This window comes from Halopelagius fulvigenes (genome assembly GCF_042662625.1).
Classification (GTDB): Archaea; Halobacteriota; Halobacteria; order Halobacteriales; family Haloferacaceae; genus Halopelagius; species Halopelagius fulvigenes.
Genome location: NZ_JBHSXH010000015.1, coordinates 1,803,882 through 1,830,452 on the forward strand (window position 1 = coordinate 1,803,882; position 26,571 = coordinate 1,830,452).

Annotated in this window: 29 protein-coding genes; 17 read left to right on the plus strand and 12 right to left on the minus strand. The window is 67.0% G+C overall.

Annotated elements, in window-relative coordinates; translation table 11 throughout:
* The first annotated feature begins 7 nt into the window (after positions 1 to 7).
* Positions 8 to 415: an SRPBCC family protein gene (locus ACFQEV_RS19565; protein WP_379699711.1), complete on the plus strand. Its 408-nt coding sequence runs from the start codon at positions 8 to 10 to the stop codon at positions 413 to 415.
* 29 nt (positions 416 to 444) lie between these two features.
* On the opposite strand, the gene ACFQEV_RS19570 is transcribed toward ACFQEV_RS19565, so the two are convergent.
* Positions 445 to 1,758 (minus strand): CobW family GTP-binding protein, encoded by a 1,314-nt coding sequence (locus ACFQEV_RS19570; protein WP_379699965.1) that lies wholly within the window; start codon positions 1,756 to 1,758, stop codon positions 445 to 447.
* A 104-nt stretch (positions 1,759 to 1,862) separates the two neighbouring features.
* Between ACFQEV_RS19570 and ACFQEV_RS19575 the strand changes: the two genes are divergently transcribed.
* The 3 genes from ACFQEV_RS19575 to ACFQEV_RS19585 all read left to right on the plus strand — a co-directional run bounded on the left by ACFQEV_RS19575 (position 1,863) and on the right by ACFQEV_RS19585 (position 5,103).
* A complete protein-coding gene (locus tag ACFQEV_RS19575; RefSeq protein WP_379699713.1) occupies positions 1,863 to 2,159 on the plus strand; it encodes a DUF7990 family protein in 297 nt (98 codons plus the stop codon).
* 1 nt (position 2,160) lies between these two features.
* Positions 2,161 to 3,129 carry an ArsA family ATPase gene (locus tag ACFQEV_RS19580; protein ID WP_379699715.1) on the plus strand — a complete coding sequence of 323 codons (969 nt, stop codon included), beginning with the start codon at positions 2,161 to 2,163 and terminating at the stop codon, positions 3,127 to 3,129.
* Between the two features lie 135 nt (positions 3,130 to 3,264).
* On the plus strand, positions 3,265 to 5,103 hold the full coding sequence (locus tag ACFQEV_RS19585) for a carbon starvation CstA family protein (protein WP_379699717.1): 1,839 nt from the start codon (positions 3,265 to 3,267) through the stop codon (positions 5,101 to 5,103).
* A gap of 119 nt (positions 5,104 to 5,222) precedes the next feature.
* Here the strand turns inward: ACFQEV_RS19585 and ACFQEV_RS19590 are convergent, their stop codons facing one another.
* Together ACFQEV_RS19590 and ACFQEV_RS19595 are read right to left on the minus strand one after the other, a co-directional pair.
* Positions 5,223 to 5,933 carry a DUF8052 family protein gene (locus ACFQEV_RS19590; protein ID WP_379699720.1) on the minus strand — a complete coding sequence of 237 codons (711 nt, stop codon included), beginning with the start codon at positions 5,931 to 5,933 and terminating at the stop codon, positions 5,223 to 5,225.
* The gene (locus ACFQEV_RS19595; protein WP_379699723.1) at positions 5,930 to 6,307 is read right to left on the minus strand and encodes a cupin domain-containing protein; all 378 of its coding nucleotides are present in this window, start codon (positions 6,305 to 6,307) and stop codon (positions 5,930 to 5,932) included. Before ACFQEV_RS19595 ends, ACFQEV_RS19590 begins: the two co-directional genes overlap by 4 nt.
* Positions 6,308 to 6,404: 97 nt before the next feature.
* Here ACFQEV_RS19595 and ACFQEV_RS19600 point away from each other — a divergent pair, with 97 nt between their 5' ends.
* From ACFQEV_RS19600 to ACFQEV_RS19625, 6 genes are all read left to right on the plus strand, one after another.
* On the plus strand, positions 6,405 to 6,644 hold the full coding sequence (locus ACFQEV_RS19600; RefSeq protein WP_465261220.1) for a DUF8007 family protein: 240 nt from the start codon (positions 6,405 to 6,407) through the stop codon (positions 6,642 to 6,644).
* 92 nt (positions 6,645 to 6,736) lie between these two features.
* Positions 6,737 to 7,426: a DUF5828 family protein gene (locus ACFQEV_RS19605; RefSeq protein ID WP_379699727.1), complete on the plus strand. Its 690-nt coding sequence runs from the start codon at positions 6,737 to 6,739 to the stop codon at positions 7,424 to 7,426.
* A gap of 200 nt (positions 7,427 to 7,626) precedes the next feature.
* A complete protein-coding gene (locus ACFQEV_RS19610; protein WP_379699729.1) occupies positions 7,627 to 7,866 on the plus strand; it encodes a hypothetical protein in 240 nt (79 codons plus the stop codon).
* Positions 7,867 to 7,991: 125 nt separating this feature from the next.
* Positions 7,992 to 8,294, plus strand: a complete 303-nt coding sequence (locus ACFQEV_RS19615; protein ID WP_379699732.1) for a DUF7344 domain-containing protein — start codon at positions 7,992 to 7,994, stop codon at positions 8,292 to 8,294.
* A gap of 281 nt (positions 8,295 to 8,575) precedes the next feature.
* Positions 8,576 to 9,409 (plus strand): TrmB family transcriptional regulator, encoded by an 834-nt coding sequence (locus ACFQEV_RS19620; protein ID WP_379699735.1) that lies wholly within the window; start codon positions 8,576 to 8,578, stop codon positions 9,407 to 9,409.
* A 149-nt stretch (positions 9,410 to 9,558) separates the two neighbouring features.
* Positions 9,559 to 9,933, plus strand: a complete 375-nt coding sequence (locus ACFQEV_RS19625) for a helix-turn-helix domain-containing protein (RefSeq protein WP_092538540.1) — start codon at positions 9,559 to 9,561, stop codon at positions 9,931 to 9,933.
* Positions 9,934 to 10,003: 70 nt separating this feature from the next.
* On the opposite strand, the gene ACFQEV_RS19630 is transcribed toward ACFQEV_RS19625, so the two are convergent.
* On the minus strand, positions 10,004 to 10,609 hold the full coding sequence (locus ACFQEV_RS19630) for a methyltransferase family protein (RefSeq protein ID WP_379699738.1): 606 nt from the start codon (positions 10,607 to 10,609) through the stop codon (positions 10,004 to 10,006).
* Positions 10,610 to 10,699: 90 nt separating this feature from the next.
* Here ACFQEV_RS19630 and ACFQEV_RS19635 point away from each other — a divergent pair, with 90 nt between their 5' ends.
* The 3 genes from ACFQEV_RS19635 to ACFQEV_RS19645 all read left to right on the plus strand — a co-directional run bounded on the left by ACFQEV_RS19635 (position 10,700) and on the right by ACFQEV_RS19645 (position 13,353).
* A complete protein-coding gene (locus ACFQEV_RS19635; RefSeq protein WP_379699740.1) occupies positions 10,700 to 11,386 on the plus strand; it encodes a helix-turn-helix domain-containing protein in 687 nt (228 codons plus the stop codon).
* A gap of 101 nt (positions 11,387 to 11,487) precedes the next feature.
* Positions 11,488 to 12,744 carry a threonine synthase gene (gene thrC / locus ACFQEV_RS19640; protein WP_379699742.1) on the plus strand — a complete coding sequence of 419 codons (1,257 nt, stop codon included), beginning with the start codon at positions 11,488 to 11,490 and terminating at the stop codon, positions 12,742 to 12,744.
* A gap of 123 nt (positions 12,745 to 12,867) precedes the next feature.
* On the plus strand, positions 12,868 to 13,353 hold the full coding sequence (locus ACFQEV_RS19645; protein WP_379699744.1) for a hypothetical protein: 486 nt from the start codon (positions 12,868 to 12,870) through the stop codon (positions 13,351 to 13,353).
* Between the two features lie 319 nt (positions 13,354 to 13,672).
* Here the strand turns inward: ACFQEV_RS19645 and serA are convergent, their stop codons facing one another.
* Positions 13,673 to 15,265, minus strand: coding sequence for a phosphoglycerate dehydrogenase (gene serA / locus ACFQEV_RS19650; RefSeq protein WP_379699746.1), 1,593 nt, complete (start codon positions 15,263 to 15,265; stop codon positions 13,673 to 13,675).
* A 187-nt stretch (positions 15,266 to 15,452) separates the two neighbouring features.
* Here serA and serB point away from each other — a divergent pair, with 187 nt between their 5' ends.
* From serB to ACFQEV_RS19665, 3 genes are all read left to right on the plus strand, one after another.
* Positions 15,453 to 16,100, plus strand: coding sequence for a phosphoserine phosphatase SerB (gene serB, locus ACFQEV_RS19655; protein WP_379699748.1), 648 nt, complete (start codon positions 15,453 to 15,455; stop codon positions 16,098 to 16,100).
* A 248-nt stretch (positions 16,101 to 16,348) separates the two neighbouring features.
* Positions 16,349 to 16,633: a hypothetical protein gene (locus tag ACFQEV_RS19660; RefSeq protein WP_379699750.1), complete on the plus strand. Its 285-nt coding sequence runs from the start codon at positions 16,349 to 16,351 to the stop codon at positions 16,631 to 16,633.
* 2 nt (positions 16,634 to 16,635) lie between these two features.
* Positions 16,636 to 18,168 carry a methyl-accepting chemotaxis protein gene (locus ACFQEV_RS19665; protein ID WP_379699752.1) on the plus strand — a complete coding sequence of 511 codons (1,533 nt, stop codon included), beginning with the start codon at positions 16,636 to 16,638 and terminating at the stop codon, positions 18,166 to 18,168.
* A 170-nt stretch (positions 18,169 to 18,338) separates the two neighbouring features.
* On the opposite strand, the gene ACFQEV_RS19670 is transcribed toward ACFQEV_RS19665, so the two are convergent.
* The 7 genes from ACFQEV_RS19670 to ACFQEV_RS19700 form a co-directional block, all read right to left on the minus strand.
* The gene (locus ACFQEV_RS19670) at positions 18,339 to 18,536 is read right to left on the minus strand and encodes a hypothetical protein (RefSeq protein ID WP_379699755.1); all 198 of its coding nucleotides are present in this window, start codon (positions 18,534 to 18,536) and stop codon (positions 18,339 to 18,341) included.
* A 358-nt stretch (positions 18,537 to 18,894) separates the two neighbouring features.
* Complete coding sequence (gene lpdA, locus ACFQEV_RS19675; protein WP_379699758.1) at positions 18,895 to 20,322, minus strand: dihydrolipoyl dehydrogenase; 1,428 nt, start codon at positions 20,320 to 20,322, stop codon at positions 18,895 to 18,897.
* Positions 20,323 to 21,906 carry a dihydrolipoamide acetyltransferase family protein gene (locus tag ACFQEV_RS19680; RefSeq protein ID WP_379699760.1) on the minus strand — a complete coding sequence of 528 codons (1,584 nt, stop codon included), beginning with the start codon at positions 21,904 to 21,906 and terminating at the stop codon, positions 20,323 to 20,325.
* A 3-nt stretch (positions 21,907 to 21,909) separates the two neighbouring features.
* Positions 21,910 to 22,911, minus strand: coding sequence for an alpha-ketoacid dehydrogenase subunit beta (locus tag ACFQEV_RS19685; RefSeq protein ID WP_379699763.1), 1,002 nt, complete (start codon positions 22,909 to 22,911; stop codon positions 21,910 to 21,912).
* Between the two features lie 3 nt (positions 22,912 to 22,914).
* Complete coding sequence (pdhA, locus tag ACFQEV_RS19690) at positions 22,915 to 24,018, minus strand: pyruvate dehydrogenase (acetyl-transferring) E1 component subunit alpha (protein ID WP_379699967.1); 1,104 nt, start codon at positions 24,016 to 24,018, stop codon at positions 22,915 to 22,917.
* Between the two features lie 250 nt (positions 24,019 to 24,268).
* Positions 24,269 to 25,204 (minus strand): lipoyl synthase, encoded by a 936-nt coding sequence (gene lipA / locus ACFQEV_RS19695; protein WP_379699766.1) that lies wholly within the window; start codon positions 25,202 to 25,204, stop codon positions 24,269 to 24,271.
* A gap of 52 nt (positions 25,205 to 25,256) precedes the next feature.
* Positions 25,257 to 25,637 carry a hypothetical protein gene (locus ACFQEV_RS19700; protein WP_379699768.1) on the minus strand — a complete coding sequence of 127 codons (381 nt, stop codon included), beginning with the start codon at positions 25,635 to 25,637 and terminating at the stop codon, positions 25,257 to 25,259.
* Positions 25,638 to 25,804: 167 nt separating this feature from the next.
* Here ACFQEV_RS19700 and ACFQEV_RS19705 point away from each other — a divergent pair, with 167 nt between their 5' ends.
* Positions 25,805 to 26,488: a helix-turn-helix domain-containing protein gene (locus tag ACFQEV_RS19705; RefSeq protein WP_379699771.1), complete on the plus strand. Its 684-nt coding sequence runs from the start codon at positions 25,805 to 25,807 to the stop codon at positions 26,486 to 26,488.
* The last annotated feature ends 83 nt before the right edge of the window (positions 26,489 to 26,571 follow it).

A 26,571-nucleotide genomic window follows, 5' to 3' on the forward strand; every position in this document is an offset into this window, starting at 1 on the left:
GGCGGGCATGCGTGAAGTGACGGTCTCTCGGTTCGTCCCCCGGTCGCCGCCCACTCTCTCTCGGATGCTGACGCCCGAGGCGATGGTCGAGTACGAGGGGAGTTTCGAGGTGCGGGACGTGCGGGAGGGGGAGGCCGACGCCCTCGTCACCGTCGGGGGCGGCGGCGTCGAGTTCGTCCTGCGCTTCGAGGAGACCGACGATGGCCTGCGGTACGAACAGGCGGGCGAGGCCGGCCCGTTCGACGCGATGGAGACCACCGTCGCCGTCGAACCCGCCGAGGGCGGTTCGACCGTCACCGCCCGGTCGTCGGTGAGTCTCGGCCTCCCCGCGCCCGCTTTGACCGACCGCGTCGCCGCGTGGAAGCGACGCAGCGAACTCGAACGCGCCCTCGACGCACTCGTCGAGGACTGCTGAGGTTCGCCCGGTTCGACCGGGTGCGCCCGTTAGCCCTCGGGCGTCGGTTCCGCGAGCGTCGTCCGGTCGCCGGGGGAATCGGGGAACGGGTTCTCGGACTCGAAGGCGTCCCAGTCGGCGGCCATCTCCTCGTCGGTGAGGAGACAGTCGTCTAGCGCCGCGACGAGTCCCTCCTCGTCCATCTCGCGGCCGATGAACACGAGTCCGGTCCGCCTGTCGCCCCACTCGTCGTCCCACTCGAACCCGAGGTCCGAGCGATTGCGCCGGTAGGCGTCCTGTTCGAAGTCGGGGAGGCTGGCTATCCAACGACCGCTTCCCTCGACGTAGGCCGAGGGACCGGCCTGACTGTACGTGAGGTGCGTCTCCTCCCGGCCGGCGACCCACATCGACCCCTTCGACCGAATCACGCTCTCGGGGAGGTCAGAGAGGAGTTCGGCGACTCGGCCGGGGTGGAACGGCCGCCTGCGCCGGTAGGTGAAGGAATCGACGCCGTAGGCGGCCTGCGGGTGGCTGTGGCCGTCGTGGTCGTGTCCGCTGTGGTCGCCGTGGTCGTGGCCGTCGTGGCCTCCTTCCGCGCCCTCCGCGTCTGCCTCCGCCGCGTCCTCTCTCTCGGCGGCGTCCAACATCCGTCGCCACCCCGCCGCCTCCGCCGCGGACTGGGGGTCGAACCGCTGGACGCCGAGCAGTTCGTCCGCGTCCACCTCGGCGTACGTCGCCGGGATGATGTCCGCACCCGGACGAAGTGCTTTGACGACGCTCTCGACGCGTTCGCGTTCGGCGTCGCTCACCAAGTCGCACTTGTTCAGGACCACCGCGTCGGCGAACTCCACCTGTTCGACCAGCAAGTCCGAGATGGGGCGCGTCCCCTCCTCGCCGCCCTCGGCGACTGTCTTCGAAGGCGTTCCGTCCGCGTCGAACGTGTCCGCGAACAGGCGGGCGTCCACGACGGCGACGACGGATTCGACGCGGTACCGCGCGGCGGCGGGCGACCCGCCGGTGAACAGGCGGGCGACGGGGGCGGGGTCGCTGATTCCGGAGGGTTCGACCACGAGGTGGTCGAAGTCGCGTTCGCGCGCGAGGCGGACGACGGCCGTCTCCAAGTCGTCGCGGAGTTCGCAGCAGATGCACCCGTTCGACAGTTCCGCGACGGTGCCGTCGGCGACGGACAGGTCCGACTGTTCGCTGACGAGTTCCGCGTCCACGTTCAACTCGCCCATGTCGTTGACGAGGACGGCGATGGTTCGCTCCCCGGCGTTCCGCAATAAGTGGTTCAGGAGCGTCGTCTTGCCCGCGCCGAGGCTTCCGCTCAGCACCGTCACCGGCGTCTCGTCCGTCGAACGCAGACCCATGCCCGCAGATGGCGCGCGACGGTATATCAACGCACGGAATCCGGGCAGTCGTTCGTGAGCGACACACTTTTTGGCGGCGGAGGGTGAGACGTGAACGAATGACACTCGCGGAGCGAATCGACCGGTACCGGAAGGTCCTCGCGGAGTGGCTCCGCGGACTGTACCACGGGATGATTTCGCACCCGGCGTACGAGAAGATAGAGAAGGAGGCCGAGGACGTGGAGGACACCTTCATGCTGGCGTGTTTCCCCGAGGCGTTCGGCATCCCGAGTCCGGTGTCGTACTACACCGCGGAGTTGCTCCCCTACCTCGAAGACGAGTTCGAGGCGTGGGAACGGCGGATGTGGGACCGGGGGTCGCTCCTCGAACGGAAGGGGCAGCAGTACCACTTCTAACATGCGCAAGTTCGTCTTCTTCGGCGGCAAGGGGGGCGTCGGCAAGACGACGCTCTCCTCGGCGTACGCGCTGAAGTGCGCCCGCGAGGGGTTGGAGACGCTCGTCGTCTCCACCGACCCCGCCCACAGCACCTCGGACGTGTTCGACCAACAGTTCGGCGACGACCCGAAGGCCGTCTCCGGCGAGGAGAACCTCCACGCGATGGAGGTGGACCCCGACACCGAGGTGGAACGCCACCTGATGGAGACGAAACGGGCGATGGGCGACCAGGTGAGTTCCGCGATGGTCAACGAGATAGACCGGCAGATAGAGATGGCCCACCAGACGCCCGGCGCGTACGAGTCGGCTCTGATGGACCGCTTCATCGAGGTGATGCGCGAGTCCGACGACTTCGATAGGGTTGTCTTCGACACCTCGCCCACCGGCGGCACCCTGCGTCTCCTCTCGCTTCCGGACCTCTTGGAGGGGTGGATAGACCGACTCACGCACAAGCGCGAACGCTCCATCGACCTCTACGAGAAGGCGGCCATCGGGAACAACGAACCGCGGCGCGTGATGGACGGCGACCCCATCCTCGCGCGCCTCCGGACCCGAAAGGAGCGATTCGAGTTCGCGGGCGAGGCGTTGCGCGAACGCGCGGCGTTCTTTCTCGTCGTCAACCCGGACGAACTCTCCATCCGCGAGACGCGTCGCTCCGTCGAGCAGTTGGACTCCTACGGCCTCGACGTGCGCGGACTCGCCGTCAACCGCCTCACGCCGGAACCCGAACCGCACGAGGAGGGACGCGGCGCGCGCTTCCTCCGCGACAGGGTGGAGACGGAACGCGAACGCCTGCGGGAACTGCGCGAGGACTTCGAGGAACCCGTCGTCGCGGAGATTGCCACCCGCGTCGCGGAGGTGAAGGGCGACTTCCTCGGCGAGGTGGCCGCGGAACTGGACATCGACGTCGCCCCCGAAACGGAAGCGTAGCGCTCTCCCCGCCCCGTCGGGGGATTTCGACCGAAAATTCACCCGCCGAGGAGTTACTATTTGTTCTCCCTGGCGTGGTAGTAATCAACAGGGTTAATAGGCGGTTTTTCATGAAATGCAATGAGGCACGCCACCATGGTTCAAGTAATTTGGCTCGTCGCGGCGGTGTTCGCGCTGTTCAGCGTGGGGTATCTCGGTTACTCGAAGTACCTTGCGCAGTTCGTCGAACTCGACGACAGTCGCGAGACACCGGCCCACAAGTACAAGGACGGACAGGAGTACGTACCGGCGAAGAAGCCGGTACTGCTCGGGCATCACTATTCGAGCATCGCGGGCGGAGCACCCATCGTCGGCCCGATAACCGCCGGCGTCGTCTGGGGGTGGGTGCCCGCTCTCGCCTGGATCGCCATCGGGAACCCCCTGATGGGGAGCGTCCACGACTTCGTGTCGCTGTCGGCCAGCCTCCGACACGAGGGGAAGTCTATCGGTTACATCATCGGCGAGTACGTCGGCGAACGGGGCAAGGATATGCTCCTGTGGTTCGCCTTCATCACCATCATCCTCGTCGTGGCTGTGTTCGCACTCGTCGTCGCCATCGTGTTCGACGCCTACCCGCAGGCGGCGACGGCGAGCCTGATATACATCGGACTGGCCGTGCTGTTCGGCGCCTACCTGTACCAGTTGAACCTCCCGTTCATCCCCGGTACCGTCGCGTTCGTCGTGGCGATGTTCGTCGGGGTCTGGGTCGGCATCCAGTACCCCCTCGCTCTGCTCCCGGCGGCGGAGGGGTCGTCTTACCCCGCGGGCACTATTGTCCTGTTCGCGATGGAGGGGTCGTGGCTCCCGGCCGCGGGTTCGTTCGGCACGAACGCCGCCGCGTGGATTCCGGTCATCCTCCTGTACGGTGCGCTGGCTAGCGCCCTGCCGGTCTGGGTGCTTCTCCAACCGCGCGACTACCTCTCGTCGTTCCTGCTGTACACGGGCGTCGGAGGCGCGCTGCTGGCCGTCATCGTCGGAACCGTCGGCGGAGCGCTCGGCATCTCGGCGATAACGTCGAGCCAACCGCTCGTCACCAACCTCGAACCGTACTACGGCTTCATCGGGCGAGGCGGACTTCCGCTGTTCCCGCTTCTGTTCATCACCATCGCGTGCGGGACCATCAGCGGCTTCCACTCACTCGTCTCCTCGGGGACGACGTCGAAGCAGCTGAACAAGGAGTCCGACGCGCGGACCATCGGCTACGGCGGCATGCTCGGCGAGGGTCTGCTCGCCACCGTCGCGCTCATCACCGTCGCCCTCGTCTCGCCCGACGTCGGCGGCGGCATCGGACTCGCCCTGCCGACGTTCGCTACGGGCGGCGGCATCCTGCTGACGAGTTTCGGCATCCCGACGTCGTTCGGTGGCCCGTTCATGGCGCTGGTGCTCGTCAGCTTCCTTCTGACCTCCACCGACACGGCCGTCCGCCTCGGACGGTACATGATGGAGGAGATAATCGGGACGCCCGAGTCCGCGACCGAGTCGTTCGCGGCCGACCGGTACGGGAACGCCGCCGTGCAGTGTCTCGCGGCGTACGTCCTCATCGCGAGCGGTTCGTGGACGACGCTGTGGGCGCTCTTCGGCGGTGCGAACCAACTGCTGGCCGCGCTGGCGCTGCTGACGGCCACGGTGTGGCTCGCCAACTGGAGCGACGCGAAGCAGCTTCTCAGCACCGGCGGCCCGATGGTCGTCATGGTGACCATCACGGTGCTGGGACTGCTCTGGATCGCGCTCCACGACAACATCTACGCGAAGTTCCTCAACTCCCAGTGGATGGCGAGCGCGGACGTGGTCGCGATGCTGTCTGCGGCGGCGCAGATCGCCATCGCGTTCACGCTCATCTACCTGGCGCTGTCGCTGGTGAAGATGGGGTACGAGAACATCCAGAAGGTCCGCGAACAGCCCGGTTCCGGCGAGTTCACGCCCGGCGACGACTGAACCGACGACCGACCGTCCCCGCGCGAGCCCTCCGCGTTCTTCCGTTTTTCACCCGGCGAGCGACGTCGCCGAGAGTCGTCTCGGCGTCGACGTACCGGCGACGAATCGTCGCGGCGGTTTCAGCCGCGGAGTCGGTCCACGATGCGGCCGAGAAGTCCCCTGTCGTCCGACGGTTGCACGTCGTCCCAGAGGGCGAACGCCTGCGCTACGTCCGCGTTCTGACTCGCGACCACCTCGTGCGTCTCGGGGACGGCGACGACGAGGTTCACCTCGTAGTGGCCGTAGTAGCCGAACTTCAGGAGCGTCCGATCGGAGAACGACTCGACGAACTCCCGAACGTCGTCGCTCGTCTCGGAGACGACGGCGACGAAGGTGAAGTCCGTCCCGTAGTGTTCCTCGTCCGGGACCAACCACTCGGCGTCGTCGGCCAGTTCGTGCCCGAGTTCGACGAGTCGTTCGAGTTCGGCGACGGTCACGCGCGGAGTGCGCCGCGCGAAGATGTACTCTCGGCTCTCGTGGTTCGCGTAGTTGAGGGCGGGGTGGAGGAACTGCTTTCGGTTCTCGACGCGCATCGTCCCGACCATCTCGAACCGTTCCCCGCGGACGCGCCGGTCCCTCTCTAAGTCGTAGTTGAACATCAACCGGTCGCTCACCCGGTTGAGGTACTCGTCGTCCCACTCGGGCACGTCCGGGAGTTCGACGCCCGCCTCGGCGGCGACGGCCTCCGGGTCGAAGTCGCCAGATTGCGTCTGGCCGCCCGACGAGCGCTGCTCGTCGAAGTCGTCCTCGCCCCCCTCTTCGCCTCCGTTCGCGCCCTCGGCGTCGCTCATTCGTCGGGTTCGTACGGCGCGACGTCGCCGTCCACGTTCGGCGCGCCGACGGCGAGGACCACCACGTCCGAGTCGGCGTCGGCGGGGTTGTGCGCCCGTTGGGGGTTGTTCGGTTCGACGGCGAACAGGCCGCCCTCCTCGATTTCGTACGTCCCCTCCGGTGTCTCGACGAACAGGGTCCCCGAGAGGACGTAGAACGCCTCCTCCTGTTCCTCGTGGTAGTGGTACGCCAGCGGAATATCCTCGCCCGGCGCGGCGCGGAAGCGGTTGACCGCTACCTTCGAGAGGCCCGCCGCCTCGCTCAGACGGCGCATCTCGCAGGGCCGGTCCGCCTCCGTCTCCACCTCGTCGGCGTCGACTACGGTGTATCCCATGATTGTCTCCACCTCGCAAGGGTACAAAAGCCCCTCGGGGCGTCCCCGGACGCAAGAATTTAATCGTTAGGGTTCCTAGCTCACGCGAGTCGTTCTCATGCCCGAGAAGAAAACCGAGAGTTGTGGCCGGTGCGCGATGTCAACCGTCGTGGACGCGGCGTCGGCGCGCGACGCCGACGGAGGCGACGAGGAGTCGAACGCCCGGAACCCGATGGACGGCGGGCGCATCGAACTCTCCGAGTCGGAGGTGCGCGCCGCCTCGCCCGCGGCGTGGTTCGCCGGCGTCGTCTCCCGCCTCGACGACGCCGCCACGGCCTTCATCTACGGGCGTCGGTGAGTCGCGCGGAAAACACTGTCGCGGAACCGATCAGGTAGTATGGCCCGCGAATAGACTTTTATAGCCGGCCCCTCCTACCCTCGCCTAAGCCGATGGAAGAGAGCGTTTCGGGCTTCAAAGTCCGTGGTTCGTGGGGCGACGTCGTAGAGCACGGCGAACGCATCACGCGGGCCCTGCGAGACGCCGACGTGAATAGTGAGGCGATAGAACGATGGGACGAGTGGCGGCCGAAGTCCCACGAACGTCTCGGCGAGGACGTGAGTCAGAAGACCGCCGAACAGGCCAGCGTCGGCGAAGGCGAGGGCGAGAGGGCCGGCAAGGAGCCGAACGAGGACCTCCAGACCGCCGGCGAGAAGCTGTCGGAGTCGTACCAGAAGGTCGAGGAGGGCGACAACGACGGCGCGGTCGAACGCTGGAGCGAGTCCATCGGATACGTCGCGCGCGCGGCGGACTCGGCCAGTCGGAAGGCCCTCCGGAAGGTCGAAGACACCGTCTACCAGAAGGTGATGACGCAGTTGGCGCCGTACTACTTCGACAGCGAACTCGTCAGCGCCAACATCCAGAAGACGACGCGGGGCGAGAGCGACGAACCGCGCTTCATCTTCGAGGTGAACATCAACGACGACGAACTGAAGTCGGAGGTGAGTCGTCGCCTCGGGCAGTACGACGACGAGGTGGACCGCTGGCACGTCGACACCGAGAAGGAGACGGCGACGGCGGAAGCGGCGGAGGGCGTCGAACCGCCCGAGTCCGAAGAGGAGTCGAAGTTCACGACGAACTGAGCCGGTTTCATCCGGCGAACGCTCGTCGAGGGCTTCGCGTTCACGACGAATTGAGTCAGCGTCGGCTGACGTACTCGTCGTGGACTTCGGTGAAACGACGAACTGAGCCGGTTCGTCCGGCGAACGCTCTTTTCTTCGAGACTCGCGGGCGCATCCGGCGGACAGACAACAGTCATGTCCGCGGCGTCCGAAGGTTCGATATGACCGACCCACTCCGCGTCGAGGCCGGCGAACTGTCCGCCGAGGAGATTCTCGACGCCCTCTGCGGCGGACGCCGCGTCCTCGTCGAGACGGAGATGATGGGCGAGACGCGCCAACTGTCGCTCCGGCACGACGGCACGACGTTCTACTGCGACACGCCCACGACGCTCCACAAGCACAGCGAGGCCGAGGAGATGCGGACCTGCATCGAGAAGATGGGGTACGCGAAGGAGGCATGAGGGCGGCGGGAGCGGAATTCGAGAGCTCTTTGAAGTAGTGTCACCCGCTTACTCACACGCGGAGCGATCTCGAAAAGAGAGGGACGTTATCCGTGCAGAAGTGTAATTAATCGTATATGGGAGCGATGACTGATAGTCACTTCGAAGCGCTGGCGAACGGTCACCGACGGCAGATTTTGGCGTCGCTGATGCGAGAGAACGGACGCTCCGTCGTTCCGGACGCGGCGGACGATCTCTCCGGAGAGAGACAGCTACAGGCGGAAATCGCCTTCAGGCACGTCCACCTCCCGAAGTTAGACGCCGTGGATTTCATCGACTGGGACCCGGAGTCGGGTATCGTCGCGAAGGGCCCTCGCTTCGGGGACATCGAACCGCTACTGAGGTTTCTCACGAACGAGTACACCGAATGCTTCGAAATCAGGTATTAATCTCTCGAAAAACTGCCACGAAGGTGGCAGCTAGGCGTAGAATAGCGGTTGGTTGGGACCCTACGTACCCTACGCCCAGTGACGATTCGAACTACCACTGTATAACCCTACTGTGATTATCTGAGTGAATGAACTGTTTCGCGTCCCGCGCTCGTCTCGGTGTTCCTCGTCGGGAGTCTCTCCGATGGCGTCGCCGGCGGACGGACGAGAGGCGGTGACTTATCAAGGCTCGCATACTATTACAGACGGTACCGGAGGCGCCGGTCAAATGGTTGGGACCCATGTCAGAGTTATCTAGCTATCAAGAGGCGGTCGAACTGCTTCAGAAACTGGGATTGAAAGAGTACGAGGCGAAGTGCTTCGTGGCGCTGTCGCGTCTGCCGAAAGCGACGGCCAAGGAGATAAGCGAGACGTCGGACGTGCCGCGGACTCGCGTCTACGACGCGATTCGCGTACTGGAGACGAAGGGACTCGTCGAGATTCAACACAGCAACCCACAGCAGTTCCGGTCCGTCCCCATCGGGGAGGCGGCGAAGACGCTCCGGGCAGAGTACGAGTCTCGGACGGAGTCGCTGGTCGACGCCCTCGAATCGATGGGATCGGCGTCGCTCAACGCCGACGAGGAGGTCACCCACGAGGTGTGGGCGCTCTCGGGCGAATCAGCCATCGGGAACCGATTACTGCAACTCGTCGGCGACGCCGACGAGGAGGTTGTGCTCATCCTCGGGCGCGAAGGAACGGTCACCGACGAGTTGCTCGAACGCCTGCAGAGCGCTCGGGAGTCAGGCGTCGACGTCCTCGTCGGGACGACCACGGGGGCGTTCCACGACCGAATAGAGGGCGCGCTTCCCGACGCCGAGGTGTTCGTCTCCGAACTGTCGTGGTTGCACAGCTCTCCGTCCGACCCCGACGACGACACGGCCATCAGCCGACTCCTGTTGGTCGACCGGGACACGATTCTGGTCAGTTCCGTTGAGGAGGACGAGTCGGGGTCCGTCGAGTACGAGCGAGCGGTGTTCGGAAAGGGGTTCACCAACGGTATCGTGGTCATCGCCCGCCGACTGATGGCGATGGGGCTGAACCCCATCGACGACCCCAAACCGCGCGACGAGTAGCGACCGGCGTCTCTCCGCGGCGGTCCTCCGTCGATTCCCCCGGCGTCCGGTCTCGCCTCCGGTTCGGAGCGAACTGAATCTGACTCCGCGGCGTGCGCGCCCTGCCGGCGACGCGGGACTTTAATCGGGGGCGCGGCGTTGTACCGTACATGAGCGACGCGCCAGATATGGGGGACCTCGTCGAAACGGAGAACCCGAGTTTTCAGCACGTTCTCGCGTGCGTCTTCGGCATCCAAGCCCACGAGAGCAGGACGTACTTGACGCTTCTCGACAGTCCGGGCAGTACGGTCGCGGAACTCGCGGACGAACTCGACAGGGACCGGAGCAACGTGAACCGGTCGCTCACGACGCTGATGGAGAAGGGACTGGCCGACCGCGAACGGCGACTTCTCGACCCCGGCGGCTACGTCTACCAGTACACCGCGACCGACCTCCCCGAGGCAAAGCGGATGCTCCACGAGGCCTTAGACGAGTGGGTCGAACAGGTCCACGCGAGCATCGACGCGTACGGAACCGAGGAGTGAGCCGACGGCTTCGGCCGTCTCGATTCAGTCCCCCGGCGACGCCGGCGCGGACGCCCGACGCCCCCGCCCGTCACTTCGCTCCGAGGCCCGAACGCGTCCCGGCGAGTGCGCGGAGGGAACGGCGTCCGACGAACCGCGGGACGCGTTCGGCGTAGCGTTCGTACGCCTCGCCGTACTCCTCGCGAAGCCACGGTTCCTCCGCGAACGGCAGGACGACCCACCACGCGAGGTAGACGGCGCACAGCGCGGCCGCCCACGCCGACGCGGCCATCGCGGCGAATCCGACCGTCGCGACGATGTAACAGACGTACTGCGGGTTCCGCGAGTACCGGTACCACCCGTCGGTGCGGAGTTCCCCGCGCAACCCCTTCGTCTCCTCGACGCCCAAGTCGAGTCCGGCGGCGACGGCCGCCGCGTACCAGGCGACGAACAGGACGCCGCCGCCGGCGACCACCGGCCGCGGCAGGCCGAGGCCGTTCCAATCGAGGTACGCGACGCCGACCAATGAGACGTTGACGACCTGCGAGAGCGTCCAGTGGGCGTAGTACGTCCGGTTTCTGTCCCCCGGCGGCCAGTAGTCGGCCCGCCCGAGAGCGCTCGCGGTAATACCGACCAGATTCCCCAGTCCGGCGACTGCTCCGACTGCGGACAGAACCGCGGTCATCGTCTGCTCCATACGCGTCGGTTCGGAGCGGTACCGCGTGGGATTTGCCGCGGTTCTACTAGTCGATTTAAGTGCCGAGCGGTCGCTACCGGGCGGTGAGGCGTGAAGTACCTCGACGCGAAACTCTCACAACCCCGCTGGATGCTCCACCCGATGCAGGAGTTCATCCGCGACGGGGACGCGGTTCGGTACGAGGAACTGCAGGCGTGGAGCGGCGTCACCGGCGACGGGGGCGTCGAACACGAGTTGTTCTACGTCGAGGCGGACCGAGAACCGTACGAGGAGGCGCTGTCGGCGGTCGAATCCGTCCGTTGGTACGACCTCACGCCGATAGACGACGAGTCGTTCTACGTCTACATCAGCCAAGAGACGCGCCCTGAGGACGTGGCGTGGCGGGAGGCGTTCGCGGACCTGAATCTGGTGCTCGTCCCGCCCGTCGTCTACGACGCCGACGCCGCGTTCCACGTGACGCTGGTCGGCCCCGGCGAGGACCTGCGGACGGTGCTCTCGGACCTGCCCGAGGCGGTGGACGCGACGGTGAAGGCCGTCGGCGAGTACGACCGGCGGCACGCGCCCGTCGCCGACGGACTCACCGCGCGCCAACTGACGGCCGTCGAAACCGCCGTCGAACTCGGCTTCTACGAGGTTCCGCGCCGGGCGGGCGTCGCGGACGTGGCCGACGAACTCGACTGCGCGCCGAGCACGGCTTCGGACCTCCTGCAACGGGCGGAGTCGGGCGTGATGCGGCGACTGGTCGAACGCCACGGCCGCGGACACCCCGACGGTTGACGCCCGAGTCGCGCCGAGAACCGACGGCCGAGACGGCGCGGGGCGGCGAGACGCGCCCGAACCGCCCCCCTTTTTGCCCGCCGACCCCGACGCTGGGCACGATGAGCCTCGAACTCACCGCGCCCGCGCAGGAGGCCCCCGACGTCGCCGACGACGGCGTGTGGCTGGAGTGCATCGAGACGGGCGAGCAGTACGCCCCCTTCGACGAGATTCGCTACACGAGCGACGCCGGCGCCCTTCTGGAAGTCCGTTACGCCGACCCCCCGACGTTCGACGACTTCGAGGGGCGCGGCGTCTGGCGCTATCGGGCGGCGCTCCCCTTCGAGGAGGGCGTCAGTCTCCCCGAGGGCGACACGCCCCTCCACGAGGCCCCGCGCCTCGAAGACGACGTGGGCGTCGAGACGCTCAGGATCAAACACGAGGGGATGAATCCCACCGGGAGCTTCAAGGACCGCGGCATGACCGTCGGCGTCCGCGTGGCGAAGGAACTCGGCGTGAACCGCCTCGCGTGCGCCTCGACCGGTAACACCTCCGCGGCACTCGCGGCGTACGGCGCGCGCGGCGGCATGGAGACGCTCGTTTTGCTCCCCTCCGGCAAGGTCGCCGCCGGCAAGATAGCGCAGGCCGCCCTCCACGACGCGCGCATCCTCGAAGTGGACGGCAACTTCGACTCCTGTCTCGACATCGTGCAGGACCTCGCGGAACGCGGCGAGGTGTACCTGCTGAACTCGCTGAATCCCTTCCGACTGGAGGGCCAGAAGACCATCGGGCTGGAGATTTTAGAGCAGTTCCGCGGCGACTACGGCGACTTCCCCGACCGAATCGTCCTGCCGGTCGGCAACGCGGGCAACACCGCGGCGCTGTACAAGGCGTTCCGCGAACTCGTCCAGTCCGGGTCGCTGGACCCGAGCGAGGTGCCCAAACTCACCGGCGTTCAAGCCGAGGGGGCCGCGCCGATGGTCGAAGCGGTGGAGAACGGGTGGGATGACACCGAACGCTGGGACGAGGTGGAGACGCGCGCGACGGCCATCCGCATCGGCAACCCCGTCAACGCCCCGAAGGCACTTCCGGGCATCCGCGAGACGGACGGCACCGCCGTCGCCGTCTCGGACGAGGAGATCACGACCGCCCAGCGCGACTTGGCGCGCGAGGGCATCGGCGTTGAACCCGCCTCCGCGGCGTCCGTCGCCGGACTCCGGAAACTCCGGAACGCCGGCACCGTCGGCGGCGACGAAGAGGTGGTCTGCCTGACGACTGGACACCTCCTGAAGGACCCCGACGCCGCCTTCGAGGCGGGCGCGGAACCTGAACCCGTGGCCAACTCCACCGACGCGGTGTTGGACCTCCTCGCAGAGTAACCGGGTGTCCGACCGCGAACGTTTCGTCTCGCCCGAACGAGTGTGACGCGGGTCTGACGCAGTTTCATGTCTCCGTGGGTCGTCTTCACAAACATGCCCTTGCCCAGTTTCCCGACTGGAACGGTGAGTGGCGAATCACGCCGCGACCGAACGTTCCCGCCCGCCGACGCCGATCCCGAGGAGACGGCCGCCTCGTCGTCTTCGCGTCCCCGGCGACGGAGCGACGAGGCGGCGGTTCCGGGTGCCGCCCCCTCCGACGCCGCGCGCGGCGACGCGTCGCCGGCGCGTCCGTCGGCCGACGGGGAGTCCCTCCGCGAACGCGTCGCCCGCCTCGAACGCGAGAACGAGGCGCTTCGACGGAAGGTCGAGGAGGCCCAACGCGCCCGACAGGACGTCATCGACCACTACGAACGCGTCATCGACGACATCGACGGCGCGTCCTCCGCCTCCGCTTCCTCCGCCGAGGGAACCTCGGCGACGTCGCGAGACGGTGTCTCGCGGCCCACCGAGCAAAGCTCGGCGACGCCGACGGTTCGCCCGCCCGCCCCGGACACCGGACTCGCCGACAAAGTCGCTCGGCGACTCGACGTGAGAGAGCGCTTGCGGTAGCTCGGGTCACTCCAAGACTCCCTCTTCGTACCGTCTCGACGCCCCCTTCTCGCCGTCCTTGTCTCCGCCGCCACAGCCTTGGAGCCGGCGCGATTCCCGTCGGCGACTGACCGCGAACGCCCCGGCGACGGAGTGAACCGCGCCTTCCGGTGGACGGACGACGAGGGGATAGAAGAGTGAGAAACGCTGCTTGACGACGACGGCGGAGTGAACGCGGTGTCGAACGTTGAACGCGCGCGGCGACGTCGTCGTCGCGAGCGACACTCCCGAGGGAGAACGGCACGCGGTTCGCTGGGAGCGCTGACTGCCTCTCGTCGGCTTACTCGTCGGTGCCGTTCAGCGTGAGGTACTTCACGTCGATGATGCGTTCGTCGGCGAGCAGTTCCTCTCGAACCTCGTCGGGGACGTGGTTGTCGAGGTTGTAGACGGTCAACGCCTCGCCGCCCTCGTCGGCGCGGCGGGCGTTGAACATCCCGGCGATGTTCACGTCGTTGTCGCCGAGGACGCTGCCGATGAAGCCGATGACGCCCGGCGTGTCGTAGTTGCGCGCGACGAGCATCCGCCCGTGCGGGATGGCGTCCACGCGGTAGCCGTCGATGCGGACGATGCGCGGGTCATCGCCCGCGAACTGCGTCCCGCAGACGCTGAGCGACTCCTCGTCGTTGCCGACGGTGACGGTGACGAGGCTCTGGAAGTCCTCGGACTGCATCGTCTTCGACTCGGTCACGTCGATGCCGCGTTCCTCGGCTATCTTCGGCGCGTTGACGGCGTTGACCTGCCACTCCAGCGGTTCGAAGACGCCCTTGAGGGCCGAGGCGGTGACCAGATCGACGTCCTCGTCGGCGATGTCGCCCTCGTAGGTGACTTCGACCGAGGAGATGCGGCCGTCGAGCAACTGCGCGCCGATCTTCCCGGCCGTTTCCGCGAGGTCGAGGTACGGGCGGATGCGCGGGAAGGCGCTCTCGTCCACCGAGGGGGCGTTGAGGGCGTTCATCACGGGCTCCTCGTTGAACGCGGCGTCTATCTGGTCGGCGATGGAGGTGGCGACATTCTCCTGGGCCGCCGACGTGGACGCGCCGAGGTGCGGCGTGACCACGACGTCCTCGACGGCGAGAAGCGGGTTGTCCGGCGAGACGGGTTCGTCGGCGAACACGTCCACCGCCGCGCCGTCGAGCGTTCCGTTTTCGACCGCGGCGGCGAGGGCATCCTCGTCGACGACGCCGCCGCGGGCGCAGTTGACGAGGTAGCCGCCGCCCATCAGTTCGAGTTCGTCCGTCGAGATGAGGTCCTCCGTCTCCGGCGTGAGCGGCGTGTGGACCGTTAGGAAGTCGGCGCGTTCGAGGCAGTCCTTGAACTCGACGAGTTCGGCGCCGAGGCGTTCGGCGCGCTCTTGGCCGATGTAGGGGTCGTACGCCACGATGTCCATGCCGAGGCCGTCGAGGCGCTTTGCCACCTCTTGGCCGACGCGGCCGAGGCCGACGATGCCGAGCGTCTTCCCGTTGAGTTCCGTCCCGAGGTAGTCGCCCTTCGCCCACTCGCCGTCCTTCAGGCGGGCGTGCGCCTGCGGGATGGATCGCGCGGCGGCGAACGCCATCGCAACCGTGTGCTCCGAGGCGGCCCGGACGTTGCCCTCCGGGGCGTTGGCGACGATGACGCCGTGGTCCGTCGCGGCGTCGATGTCGATGTTGTCCACGCCGATGCCGGCGCGCCCGACGATGACGAGGTTCGGCGCGGCCTCGAACACCGTCTCGTCCACCTCCGTCCCGGAGCGAACGACGAGCGCGTTCGCGTCCGAGACTGCTTCGAGAAGTGCGTCGCCCTCTGCGTCGTAGTCGGTCACGACCTCGTGGCCCGATTCGCGGAGTCGTTCCAACCCCGCGTCGGCTATCGGGTCCGTGACGAGAACCTTCATGCGCGTATGTTCCTTGGACCCCGGATAAGGGTTTCTTCGACGGCTGATATGGCTAATAGTGGTTCGTTAGCGCTTAACACGGGATTCGCGCGTCGCCCGGTGCCCCGTCGGCGGCCGTCTCGCCCCCGGCGGACCGTACTTCGGCGCGGATGGATGGTTTCAAACCGTCCGGGAGTGACGGTCGGATATGCGACTCATCGCCTTCGACTTCGACGGAACGCTCTCGGACTCGGAGATGACCGTGCTCCTCGGCAAGCGCAAGGCCGTCGCCGAGGAGATGGCCGACATCACCGAACGCGCCATGAACGACGAGATATCCTACGCGCAGAGTCTCCGCAAGCGCGCCTCTCTGCTGGAGGGCCTCGAAATCGAGGACGCGGAGGCGGCGTACGGCGAAGTCGAACTCCGCCCCGGCGCGGCGGACCTCATCGCCCGACTCCGCGACGCCGGCCACCACGTCGCCATCCTCACCGGCGGCTTCGAACGCGGCGTCGAACGCGCCCTGGAGAAGGAGGGCGTCGAGGTGGACTCCATCGTCGCCAACCGACTCCCCGTCGAACGCGACCGCCTCACCGGCGACGTGGAGGGTCCCCTCGTCGAGGGGACGAAGGACGAAGCGCTGGAATCGCTGGCGGACGAACTCGACGCGAGGCTCTCCCACTCGGTCGCCGTCGGCGACGGCGCGAACGACCTCCCGATGCTCGAAGTCGCCGGCCTCGCCGTCGGCTTCGAACCGAAGGCCGCCGTTCGACCGTCCTGCGACGAAGTCGTCACCTCGATGTACGAACTCGGCGACCTCCTCGCGGAACGCGCCATCGTGCGGAAGTCGAAGTAACCGGGCCGCCGCCTCGCCCGTCGGTATCCCGTCACCCACCGCGTCGCTTCTCTCCGCTCTCGTTCTCTCCGTCGATTTCCCCGGTTCGACGACCGGAGCCCTCGCGCTCTCGATTCCGGGGCTACCGAACTCCATTCGAACGGAAAACGAGTTTATCGGTTCCGGATTCGACCCTTTCCGTGCTTCTCAACCGCGATATTCGGAGAGATACTGCTAAGTCTCTAACCGAGAATGTGGCACCGACTAACATGGCTTCGGAACTAGCTGCGCTCGACCCGAAAGAGCTGATACTGGTAGTGATAGCGTTCGTCGGACTCGTCCCCGTGTTGCTGTTGAGTTCGTCGCGCTCGAAACTGTTCACCGGCGGGTACGTCCTGCTCTGCGTCGGCGCGGTGGTGACGAACCTCGAAGCGGTGGTTCTCGGCGACGTGCTGAACGTCGTCGAACACGCCGTCGGCATCGCCGCCGCGGGCGTCGTCTTCTTCGTCGCGGCGTACACCCGTCGCCGCCGCGTCCTCGCGGAGGGGGAGTGACCGTGGTCGAATTCGTCGCGCTCTTCGACATCGTCGGGACGCTTGCGTTCCTCGGCGCCGTCGTCGTCAGTCTGCAGGCGTACCGCGAGACGGACGCGGAGGCCGGGTTCTGGCTCAACTTCGCGCTGGCGTCGCTCTTGGGGTTCCTCTGGACGGGCGTCGTCGCCGCCGAGCATCTCGGCGTCGTCCTCGGCGGCGACGTCCTCGACGTGGCCAGCGTCTCGCTTCTGACGGCGACGACGGCCGTCTTCTCCGTCGGCGCGACGGGCACCTACGCCGTCGTCGAGGACATGAAGGAGTCGCGGGCGCGGGAGGCCGTCTCGCGGGAGGAGGCCGAACTGCTCACCCGGTCGCTCGAATCGAAGGCCGCCGAGTTCGGCCGCGTCATGGATGACGCCGCCGCCGGTAACCTGACCGCGCGGATGGGCGCGGGCGGCGACAGCGAGGCGATGACGCGAATCGCCGACGGGTTCAACGCGATGATGGTCGAACTCGAAGGGACCGTCGTCGAGATTCAGTCGTTCGGGTCGGACGTGGCGAGTTCGACCGCCGAAATCGACGCCAGCACGGAGGAGGTCAAGACGGCCAGCGAGGAGGTGAGCACCGCGATGACGAACGTCTCGACGGAGAGCGACCGCCAGCACGACAACCTGACGGAGGCGGCCGGCGAGATGAGCACCCTCTCGGCGACGGTGGAGGAGGTGGCGGCCTCCGCGACGGACGTCGCCCGGACGTCCGGCGAAGCGGCCTCACTCGGCGCGTCCGGGCGGGCGTCGGCGGAGGCGGCCCTCGACGAGATGGGCCACATCCAACGCGAGACCGAACGGACGGTCGGCGAGGTGGAGGGACTGCACGCCGAACTGACCGAGATCGTCTCCATCGTGGACCTCATCACCGAGATCGCCGAACGGACGAACCTGCTGGCGCTGAACGCCTCCATCGAGGCGGCGCGCGCCGGCGAGGCGGGGAAGGGCTTCGCCGTCGTCGCGGGCGAGATAAAGACGCTCGCGGGCGAGGCGGGCGACGCCACCGGCCGCATCGAGTCGCTCATCGGCGAGATTCAGTCCTCGGCCGCCGACACGGTGGACGACATGCACGCGGTCGGCGAACGCGTCGATTCGGGGACGGAGACCGTCTCGGCGGCCCTGACCGACCTCGACGAGATAGCCGACCGGGTCGAGGACGTAAACGAGAGCATCCAGGAGGTAGACCGCGCGGCGACCGAACAGGCCGCCTCCGCCGAGGAGATTCTGCGGATGGTGGACGAGGCGAACCGGTCGGGCGAACGGACCAGCGAGGAAGTCGCCAGCGTCTCGGCCGCCTCCGAGGAACAGACCGCCTCGATGTCGGAAGTCTCGCACAACATCAACGGCCTCGCCACCGCGGCGACGGAACTGAGCGGTCTGCTCGGCCGGTTTCAGGTGTCCGCCGGCGGGCGAGCACCCGCCGCTGGTTCGACCGCGGGAGCGTCGGCGTCCCCCAACCCCTCCGTCCCCGCCCCCGCGACGGACGGCGGCGTTTCGCGGACGGAGTGAACCGGCCGCTCCGAAGCCATCTTCTCGCTCGCTCGATTCCGACGCACCGACGGCTGACGGTCTCTATCGCGTCAGAAGAGCGGTGTTCGTCCAGAGTCGTTCGAAGTCGCCCGCTCCGAGTTCGCGCCGGCCGCGGCTACCGGGTCGGCGCGCGTCGGACGGAAGAGCGATTACGTCCGCAGGAGATTGACGAGCGTGCTCAGCGGAGACTGTGCGGCCTTCCCGAGCGTCGGACCCCGACGGGGCGACCCGGAGGGGGTCCGCCGGTCGCCGGGAACGCGGTCCGTCTCGCCGTCCGTCGCGGCGTTTCGGGTCCATCCGCGGATGCTACTGCCGAGGAAGTTGCGGTCTTTCTTCGGTCCTCTCATGGTGATTCCACCTAGGGGCCGGACGCACAAATATGTTGTACTTCTGATACATTGTCATCAACGTTCGAGGAGGATACTGATAGAACATCGACTATCAGGGTCGATGAGCGCGGTTTCCGCGTCGCGGCGTCCGTGGGTTCTGAGCGACCCGAAAATCATATCGCCCGTACGCGGAGTCGGCGGTACGATGTTCGGCCGCCCTCCGTGTCCGAACTGCGGAAGTCACCTCCCAGTGACGCGGGCGCGAATCGGCGGTTCGTACGCCGGACGCCCGCCCGAGGAGTTCTACCGGTGTACCGGTGTTCTCACGCGTTCACGTCGGCGGACGACCCGAAGAACGAGTGAGGCGGGGTGACGCTTACCGGTTCAGCGTGTGAATCGCCTGCCCCTGTGCGTTCTCGGCGGCCTCCATGACCGCCTCCGAGAGCGTCGGGTGGGTGTGGATGGTGCTGGCGACGTCTTCGAGCGTCGCGCCCATCTCGATGGCGAGGGAGACTTCGGCGACCAGTTCCGAGGCTTCGGGGCCGACTATCTGCGCGCCGAGGACGAACCCGCTCTGCTCCTCGGCGACGATGCGGACGAAGCCGTCCGTGTGGCCCGTCGTCAACGCGCGGCCGGAGGCGTTGAACGGCATCTGGCCGACCACCGTCTCGAAGCCCTCCTCCTCGGCTTCCGCCTGCGTCATGCCCACCGTCCCTATCTCGGGGTCGGTGAAGACGGCGGCGGGGACGGCCTGGGCGTCGTAGGCGACGGGTTCGCCGGCGATGTGCTCGGCGGCGACGATGCCCTGCTTCGACCCGACGTGCGCGAGCATCGGCCCCCTGTCGGCCACGTCGCCGACGGCGTAGATGCCGTCCACGGAGGTTCGCATCCGGTCGTCCACCTCGACGAAGCCGTCGTCGGTCAGGTCGAGACCGGCGTTCTCGATATCGAGGGTGTCGGTGAGGGGGCTTCGTCCGACTGCGACCAGCACTTTGTCGGCGTCGTACGACGACTCCTCGCCGTCCTCCGTCTCCGTCGTGACGACGATGCCGTCGCCCTCCTCGCGCCAGTCGCTCGCCGCCTCGCCGAACTCGAAGTCGATTCCGAGCGACTGCGCGCGCTTCTTGACGACGCGGGAGACGTCGTCCTCGTAGCCGGGGAGGACGTCGTCCAGCATCTCGACCACCGTCACGTCCGCGCCGAGTTTGGCGAACGTCGTCGACAGTTCCATGCCGATGTAGCCCGCGCCGACGACGAGGAGTCTGTCCGGCACGGTGTCGGTGTCGAGTGCGTCTGTCGAGGACCACACCGGGTCGTCGGCGAACTCGAAGTTGGGTATCTGGATGGGTCGGGAACCCGTGGCGACGATGCAGTGCTGGAAGTCGATGGACTCGGAACCCTGTCCCTCGCCGCCGTGGGCGACGCGGACGCTCCCGTCGTCTTTGAAGCGCGCCTCGCCCTCGATGAGGTTGACGCCGTTGGCCTTGCAGAGTTTCTCGACGCCGCCGGTGAGGGTGTCCACCACGTCGTCCTTCCAGTTCACCATCTGGGACATGTCCACCGCCGGGTCGGCGTGGATGCCCATCTCCTCGGCGTTGCCCGCCTCGTGGGCGACGTCGGCGCCCGTGATGAGCGCTTTCGAGGGGATACAGCCCCGGTTGAGGCAGACGCCGCCGTAGGCGTCCTTCTCGACCAGCGTCACGTCCAAGTCGCGTTGCGCGGCGCGGATGGCGGCGACGTACCCGCCCGGTCCCGCGCCGATGACCAGTACCTCCGTTCCGGTTGAGATGTCTCCGACGACCATTTATTCGAGCAAGAGGAGTTTGGGGTTCGACAGGTACTCTTTGACCTTGTTCGTGAATCGCGCGGCGATGGCGCCGTCGACGACGCGGTGGTCGAACGACAGCGAGAGCGTCAGCACCTTCCGCGGGACGATGTCGCCGTCCACCACGCGCGGTTTCTCCTTTATCTCGCCGAGCGCGAGGATGCCCACCTCGGGGTAGTTGATGATGGGCGTCGCGTACTCGCCGCCGATGACGCCGACGTTCGTGATGGTGAACGTGCCGCCCTGCATCTCCGCGGGCGAAATCTTCCGCGAACGGGCTTTCTCCACCAACTCGTTCGTCTCACGCGCCAACTCAAGCAGTCCCTTCCCGTCGGCGTCGTGGACGACGGGGACGAGGAGTCCCGCGTCGGTGGCCGTCGCCACGCCGACGTTGTACTCGTCGCGGAGCACTATCTCCTCGTTCTCCTCGTCGAGTTGGGCGTTCATGTACGGGAACTGCTTCAACGCCGCGACGACGGCCTTCGTCACAAACGGCATGTACGTGAGATTCACGTCGCGTTCGGCGGCCAACGGCTTATACTCCCCGCGGAGTTCGACGAGTTCCGTCACGTCCACCTCGTCGTGGTGGGTGACGTGCGGCGCGGTGTACTTCGAGCGCTGCATCTGGTCGCCGATGGCCTTCCGGACGCCCTTGTACGGCACCCGGTCGCCGGCGGCGTCGACGGACTCGGCCTCGGGTTCGACCGCCTCGGCGGTCGATTCGGCCGCTTCGCCCGCCTCGCCCGCGCCTTCCTCCGCGGCGAGAGAGCGAGCGTCCGCCGTCTGTGCGGCCCGTTGAACCTCGGCGTACTGGCGCACGTCCGCCTCGGTGACGAACGGTTCGCCGTCCCGTTCCTCGGTGGCGGGCACGTCGTCGATATCGACGCCCTCCTCCTCGGCGATACGGCGCGTCGCGGGCGCGGCCAGCGTCTTCTCCCGCCCGGCGGCCTTGGGGCCCCCCGCCGACCCGGAGGACTCGGCGGCCTGTCCGTCTCCGCTGTCGCCCGCCTTCGACACCGCGGACTTGCCGCTGAAGGAGACGTTGCGCGGCCCGGTGCTCCCGGACTCGTCGCCGTCGCCGCTCCCCTCGGCGGCGGTCCGCACGTCCGTCTCGGTGACGCGTCCGCTCGGACCCGACCCCTCCACGCCGGAGAGGTCGACGCCGAGTTCGCGCGCGAGGCGGCGAACGCTCGGCGGCGCGAAGACGCGCCCGGACGGCGACTCCGTCTCGGCGGGCGGCGTCTCCTCCTCGGGTTCCTCGGCTGCCTCGGATTCGTCGCTCTCCGTCTCCGGTTCCGTCTCTGTCCCTTCGTCGCCCTCACCCTCTACCTCGAAGGTGATGATGACGTCGCCGACGGGGACCATCTCGCCCTCCTCGGCGCGGAGTTCCTTCACCGTCCCGTTGTACGGTGACGGAACGTCCACGAGGGCCTTGTCCGTCTCCACCTCGGCGACGACTTGGTCCTCGGTGACCGTATCGCCCGGGGAGACGTGCCACGTGACGAGTTCGCCCTCGGCGACGCCTTCGCCGACGTCCGGCAGTTTGAATTCCTTGATACCCATCGTTCAGAACTCAACCGCGTTCCGGATACCTTCTTCGACCCGAGTTACCGACGGCAGGTAGTAGTCCTCTAGCGCGTACAGGGGGTACGGAACGTCGTACCCCGTGATGCGTTCGACGGGGGCCTCCTGATACAGGAGCGCTTCCTCCTGCAGTGTCGCGGTTATCTCCGCGCCGATGCCCGCCGTCTTCGGCGCCTCGTGGACCACCGCCGCGCGGCCCGTCTTCTCGAACGACTCCACGACGGTCTCTTTGTCCATCGGGTCCACCGTCCGCAGGTCCACGACTTCGGCGTCGATACCCTCCTCGGCGAGGTTCTCGGCCGCCTCCATCGTCGGGCGCGTCATCGCGCCGTAGCAGTAGACGGATACGTCCTCCCCGTCGCGTCGGACCGCCGCCTCGCCGATGGGAACCTCGTAGTCGCCCTCGGGCACGTCGCCGCGGAACGCGCGGTAGATGAGTTTCGGTTCGAGGAAGACGACCGGGTCGGGGTCACGGATCGAGGAGATGAGCAGTCCCTTCGCGTCGTACGGCGTCGAGGGGATGACAACCTTCAGGCCCGCCTCGTGGGCGTAGAAGGCCTCCTTCGACTCGGAGTGGTGTTCGGGCGCGCGGATGCCGCCGCCGTACGGCGCGCGGACGACCATCGGGCAGGTGAACCGGCCGCGACTCCGCGTGCGGATGCGCGCGGCGTGGCTCACGAGTTGGTCGAAGGCGGGGTACATGAAGCCGGAGAACTGCATCTCCGGCACCGGCTTCATCCCCATCGCGGCCATCCCGATGGCCGTGCCGACGATGCCCGACTCGGCCAACGGCGTGTCGATGACCCTGTCGCCGCCGAACTCGTCGAAGAGGCCCTCCGTCGCGCGGAAGACGCCGCCGTTCTTCCCGACGTCCTCGCCCATGACGACCACGTCGTCGTCTCGCTTCATCTCCGTGTAGAGAGCGTCCTGTACCGCCTGCACTAGCGTCAAACTCTGGGTCTGTTGGGTCTGGTTCTGGCTCATCTGTCACTCCCGAAGGAACGCCTCGGCTCCGTGTTTCTCGTACAACGCCTCGAACTCGGCCATCTGCTCGCGGAGTTCCGGCGGCAACTCCTCGTAGAGGTGGGTGAACATCTCCTCGGGTTCGGGCCGCAGTTCCGACTCCGCCTTCTCGATGGCTGTCGCCACTCGCTCCTCGGCCCACGACTGGATGGACTCGACGGACTCGTCGTCGAGGCGGCCCGTCTCCCGGAGGAACCGTTCGAGTCGCGGGATGGGGTCTTTCTTCCGCCACTCCGCCACCTCGTCGTCGTCGCGGTACACCGAAGGGTCGTCCGCCGTCGTGTGCGCGCCGAAGCGGTACTGCACCGCCTCGATGAGCGTCGGCCGACGCTCGCCCTCGTCGGGGTTCTTCGCCTTCTCGACGGCCGCGCGGGTTGCCGCGTAGACGGCGAGGGGGTCCATGCCGTCGACTTGGACGCCCTCGAAGCCGTAGGCCGTCGCCTTCTGCGCCAGCGTCCGACTCGCGGTCTGTCGCTCCCGCGGGACGGAGATGGCCCACTGGTTGTTGTTGCAGAAGAACACGTTCGGCGTGTCGAAGACGCCTGCGAAGTTCAGCCCCTCGTGGAAGTCGCCTTCGCTCGTCGCGCCGTCGCCGAAGTAACAGACGACCGCCGCGTCCTCGCCGCGGAGTTTCTTCGCCCACGCCGCGCCGGTGGCGTGGGGTATCTGCGTGGCGATGGGCACCGCCACGGGGAAGATGTTCACGTCGTCCGGAATCGCGTTCCCCTTCTCGTGGCCCATCCAGTAGAGGAGCGTCCGCTCCAACGGCAGGCCGCGGTGGAGCGCAGCGCCGTGTTCGCGGTAGCTCGGGAACATCCAGTCCTCCTCGTCGAGGGCGAACGCGCTCCCTATCTGTGCGCCCTCCTGCCCCGACAGGGGCGGGTACGTCCCCATCCGCCCCTGCCGTTGGAGACTCACCGCCCGCGTGTCGAAGTGGCGGGCCAACCGCATCTCGCGGTACATCTCCACCAACTCCTCGTCGCTCAGGTCGGGAACCTCGCCGACGGGTTCGCCGCTCTCGTCGAGGACGCGAAGCATGTCCTGCGGGTCTCGCTGTAGTACGCTCACGGGTGAACCCACCTGTGCATGTTGGAGGGTCATCCGCACGAGGTATAGTATTTTCGTAAATAGTTTACTATGGGCAGAAATACTGCCGACTCGTCCCGACGCGTCCATCCCTACCTGGGGGAACTGACCGTTCTTCTACTTTCGAGCGGATACAGACGACGTTTTCGCGACGACGGCCGCCGCCGCGGATGAATCATGGACGAACGTTTAGAATCTGTCCGCGACCGGCGCTTCGGTCCGGCGGCCTCGGTCAGTCGCCGGCGGCCGTCCGCGCCTCGCGGCGGGCCTGTTCGACGCTCTTGCCGTCTCTGAGCACGGCGTCCACGAACAGTTCGCCCGCCTTGTACGACGACCGGACCATCGGGCCGGAGGCGCAGTAGAGGAAGCCGAGTTCCTTCTCGGCGACGCGCCGCCACGTCTCGAAGGCGTCCGGGTGGACGTACTCGAACACGTCGAGGTGCGTCCGGGAGGGTTGGAGGTACTGGCCGAGGGTGACCACGTCCACGTCCGCCTCCCGGAGGTCCGAGAGCGTCTGGTACACCTCGTGGTCGTACTCGCCGAGGCCGAGCATGACGCTCGTCTTCGTGTAGATGTCGGACTCCCGCGACACCTGTTCGAGCACCGAGAGCGACTGCTCGTACCCCGCGCGCCGGTCGCGGACGGGCCACTGCAGGCGTTCGACGGTTTCGATGTTGTGCGCGACGACGTCGGGACGGGCGTCGATTATCTCTCGGACCAACTCGGGTTCGCCCTGAAAGTCGGGGATCAGCACTTCCACGAGGACGCTCGGGTCGCGGTCTTTTATCTTGCGGATGGTCTCGGCGAAGTGGCCCGCGCCCTGGTCCGGCAGGTCGTCGCGGTCCACGGAGGTGAGCACCACGTAGTCGAGGCCGATTTCGGCGACGGCGTCGGCGACGTTCGCGGGTTCCTCCGGGTCGAGCGACTCCATTCCGCCGGTCTGCACGTCGCAGAAGTTACACCCGCGCGAACACCGGTCGCCCATCAGCATGAACGTCGCCGTCCCCGGCCCGTTGCGACCGCTCCAGCACTCCCCGAGGTTCGGACAGTTCGCCTCCTCGCACACCGTGTTGAGGTCTCTGTCGCGGAGCGTCTGTTTGATGTCCGTGAACCGACGTCCCGACGGTGGTCGCATCTTGAGCCAGTCGGGTTTCCGCCTGCCGGGCATGCGTACACCTTCCGCGGCGGACGGCAAAAACGTGAGGATTAACCGGGATTCGTTACCCGTTCTGCGGTTCGGGCCGCCACGGCGCGGGCCGACTCCCGCCGAACGCCTCAACTCCGGCGTCGGAGGGGTTCACCGGCGCGCCGCCGGTTCGCTCGATTCGCTCGTCGATGCACTCCATCCAGTCGAAGAGCGCGCAGACGGCGTCTACCTCCGTCGAAACGCGCCCGATTTCCCGGGTGTACGACGCTTCGTTGGCCTGCTCTCGGCACCGGAGCAGCCACGGTCGGTTCCGGTCGCAGTACTCGTCCGTGCGCTTCACCGCTTCGACGCTGACGGGTTGGGAACGGTGGCGGAACGTGAATCCGTCGTTCGACGGAATCAGCTCCCAGTGTAGGGGGACTCGACTGTCGTCGAGCCTGTAGGGGGGGTCCATCGTCCTGTGTAAAGAATGACTAGCTCCCGGTAACCCCATTGTGGTTGTATACTACTGCTGGTTAACCCCCCTCCCGTTTCATGTCGGGGAGTTCGACAGTCGCCGAACGGAAACCGTGCTAGAATCTGCCAACGCGCTTTATCCGCCGGAACGTGTCGATTCGGACGATGAGTACCATCGCTTCGGTCGAACTAGCCGCGGAGGAGTTCGCACTAGGACGGTCGCTTGCGGAGGTTCCCCGCGCCGAGTTCGAGGTAGTCCGCGTCGTCGCCCACGACGGCGACAGCCTCGTCCCGTACGTGCGCGTGACGGCGGACTCCTTCGAGGAGTTCGACGACGCCCTCGACGCGGACCCGAGCGTCGCGGAGGCGACGCTTCTCGACGATTTCGGCGACGAACGACTCTACCGGATGGAGTGGGTGGAAGACGTTCTCGCGTTGACGCACGTTCTCGTCTACGCCAAGGGTGCGGTCCTCGAGATGTACGGGACGGACGAACAGTGGCGCGTCCGCCTCCTCCTCCCGGACCGCGAGGCGCTTTCGAACACCGCCGCGTACTGCCGCGAACGCGACCTGACGTTCGAGGTGCTGAACATCCACGAACTGTCCGGGTCGGTCTCTCGCGGCGAGTTCGGCCTCTCGCAGGCGCAGTACGAAGTTCTCCTCACCGCCGCCGAACAGGGCTACTTCGACGTCCCGCGCGACGTGACGATGGCCGACTTGGCGGACACCCTCGACGTCTCCCAACAGGCCATCTCGGAACGCCTCCGCCGCGGCCATGCGAACCTCGTGGACAACACGATTCGCGTCGGCGAGGAGTCGTTCGACGTGGGCGCGGACGGCCGGAGATAGGCCGAGAACCCTCACGACAGTTCACGAACGCACAGGGACGAACATGACGTACATGTCAGGAGAGCGAAATACTCATAAGCGAG

Excerpts from the sequence above, each read along its gene's own strand:
- ACFQEV_RS19565 (WP_379699711.1), top strand. The coding sequence starts at position 8 with ATGCGTGAAGTGACGGTCTCTCGGTTCGTCCCCCGGTCGCCGCCCACT.
- ACFQEV_RS19575 (WP_379699713.1), top strand. The coding sequence starts at position 1,863 with ATGACACTCGCGGAGCGAATCGACCGGTACCGGAAGGTCCTCGCGGAG.
- ACFQEV_RS19580 (WP_379699715.1), top strand. The coding sequence starts at position 2,161 with ATGCGCAAGTTCGTCTTCTTCGGCGGCAAGGGGGGCGTCGGCAAGACG.
- ACFQEV_RS19585 (WP_379699717.1), top strand. The coding sequence starts at position 3,265 with ATGGTTCAAGTAATTTGGCTCGTCGCGGCGGTGTTCGCGCTGTTCAGC.
- ACFQEV_RS19590 (WP_379699720.1), bottom strand. The coding sequence starts at position 5,933 with ATGAGCGACGCCGAGGGCGCGAACGGAGGCGAAGAGGGGGGCGAGGAC.
- ACFQEV_RS19595 (WP_379699723.1), bottom strand. The coding sequence starts at position 6,307 with ATGGGATACACCGTAGTCGACGCCGACGAGGTGGAGACGGAGGCGGAC.
- ACFQEV_RS19600 (WP_465261220.1), top strand. The coding sequence starts at position 6,405 with ATGCCCGAGAAGAAAACCGAGAGTTGTGGCCGGTGCGCGATGTCAACC.
- ACFQEV_RS19605 (WP_379699727.1), top strand. The coding sequence starts at position 6,737 with ATGGAAGAGAGCGTTTCGGGCTTCAAAGTCCGTGGTTCGTGGGGCGAC.
- ACFQEV_RS19610 (WP_379699729.1), top strand. The coding sequence starts at position 7,627 with ATGACCGACCCACTCCGCGTCGAGGCCGGCGAACTGTCCGCCGAGGAG.
- ACFQEV_RS19615 (WP_379699732.1), top strand. The coding sequence starts at position 7,992 with ATGACTGATAGTCACTTCGAAGCGCTGGCGAACGGTCACCGACGGCAG.
- ACFQEV_RS19620 (WP_379699735.1), top strand. The coding sequence starts at position 8,576 with ATGTCAGAGTTATCTAGCTATCAAGAGGCGGTCGAACTGCTTCAGAAA.
- ACFQEV_RS19625 (WP_092538540.1), top strand. The coding sequence starts at position 9,559 with ATGAGCGACGCGCCAGATATGGGGGACCTCGTCGAAACGGAGAACCCG.
- ACFQEV_RS19630 (WP_379699738.1), bottom strand. The coding sequence starts at position 10,609 with ATGGAGCAGACGATGACCGCGGTTCTGTCCGCAGTCGGAGCAGTCGCC.
- thrC (WP_379699742.1), top strand. The coding sequence starts at position 11,488 with ATGAGCCTCGAACTCACCGCGCCCGCGCAGGAGGCCCCCGACGTCGCC.
- serA (WP_379699746.1), bottom strand. The coding sequence starts at position 15,265 with ATGAAGGTTCTCGTCACGGACCCGATAGCCGACGCGGGGTTGGAACGA.
- serB (WP_379699748.1), top strand. The coding sequence starts at position 15,453 with ATGCGACTCATCGCCTTCGACTTCGACGGAACGCTCTCGGACTCGGAG.
- ACFQEV_RS19660 (WP_379699750.1), top strand. The coding sequence starts at position 16,349 with ATGGCTTCGGAACTAGCTGCGCTCGACCCGAAAGAGCTGATACTGGTA.
- ACFQEV_RS19670 (WP_379699755.1), bottom strand. The coding sequence starts at position 18,536 with ATGAGAGGACCGAAGAAAGACCGCAACTTCCTCGGCAGTAGCATCCGC.
- lpdA (WP_379699758.1), bottom strand. The coding sequence starts at position 20,322 with ATGGTCGTCGGAGACATCTCAACCGGAACGGAGGTACTGGTCATCGGC.
- ACFQEV_RS19680 (WP_379699760.1), bottom strand. The coding sequence starts at position 21,906 with ATGGGTATCAAGGAATTCAAACTGCCGGACGTCGGCGAAGGCGTCGCC.
- ACFQEV_RS19685 (WP_379699763.1), bottom strand. The coding sequence starts at position 22,911 with ATGAGCCAGAACCAGACCCAACAGACCCAGAGTTTGACGCTAGTGCAG.
- lipA (WP_379699766.1), bottom strand. The coding sequence starts at position 25,204 with ATGCCCGGCAGGCGGAAACCCGACTGGCTCAAGATGCGACCACCGTCG.
- ACFQEV_RS19700 (WP_379699768.1), bottom strand. The coding sequence starts at position 25,637 with ATGGACCCCCCCTACAGGCTCGACGACAGTCGAGTCCCCCTACACTGG.
- ACFQEV_RS19705 (WP_379699771.1), top strand. The coding sequence starts at position 25,805 with ATGAGTACCATCGCTTCGGTCGAACTAGCCGCGGAGGAGTTCGCACTA.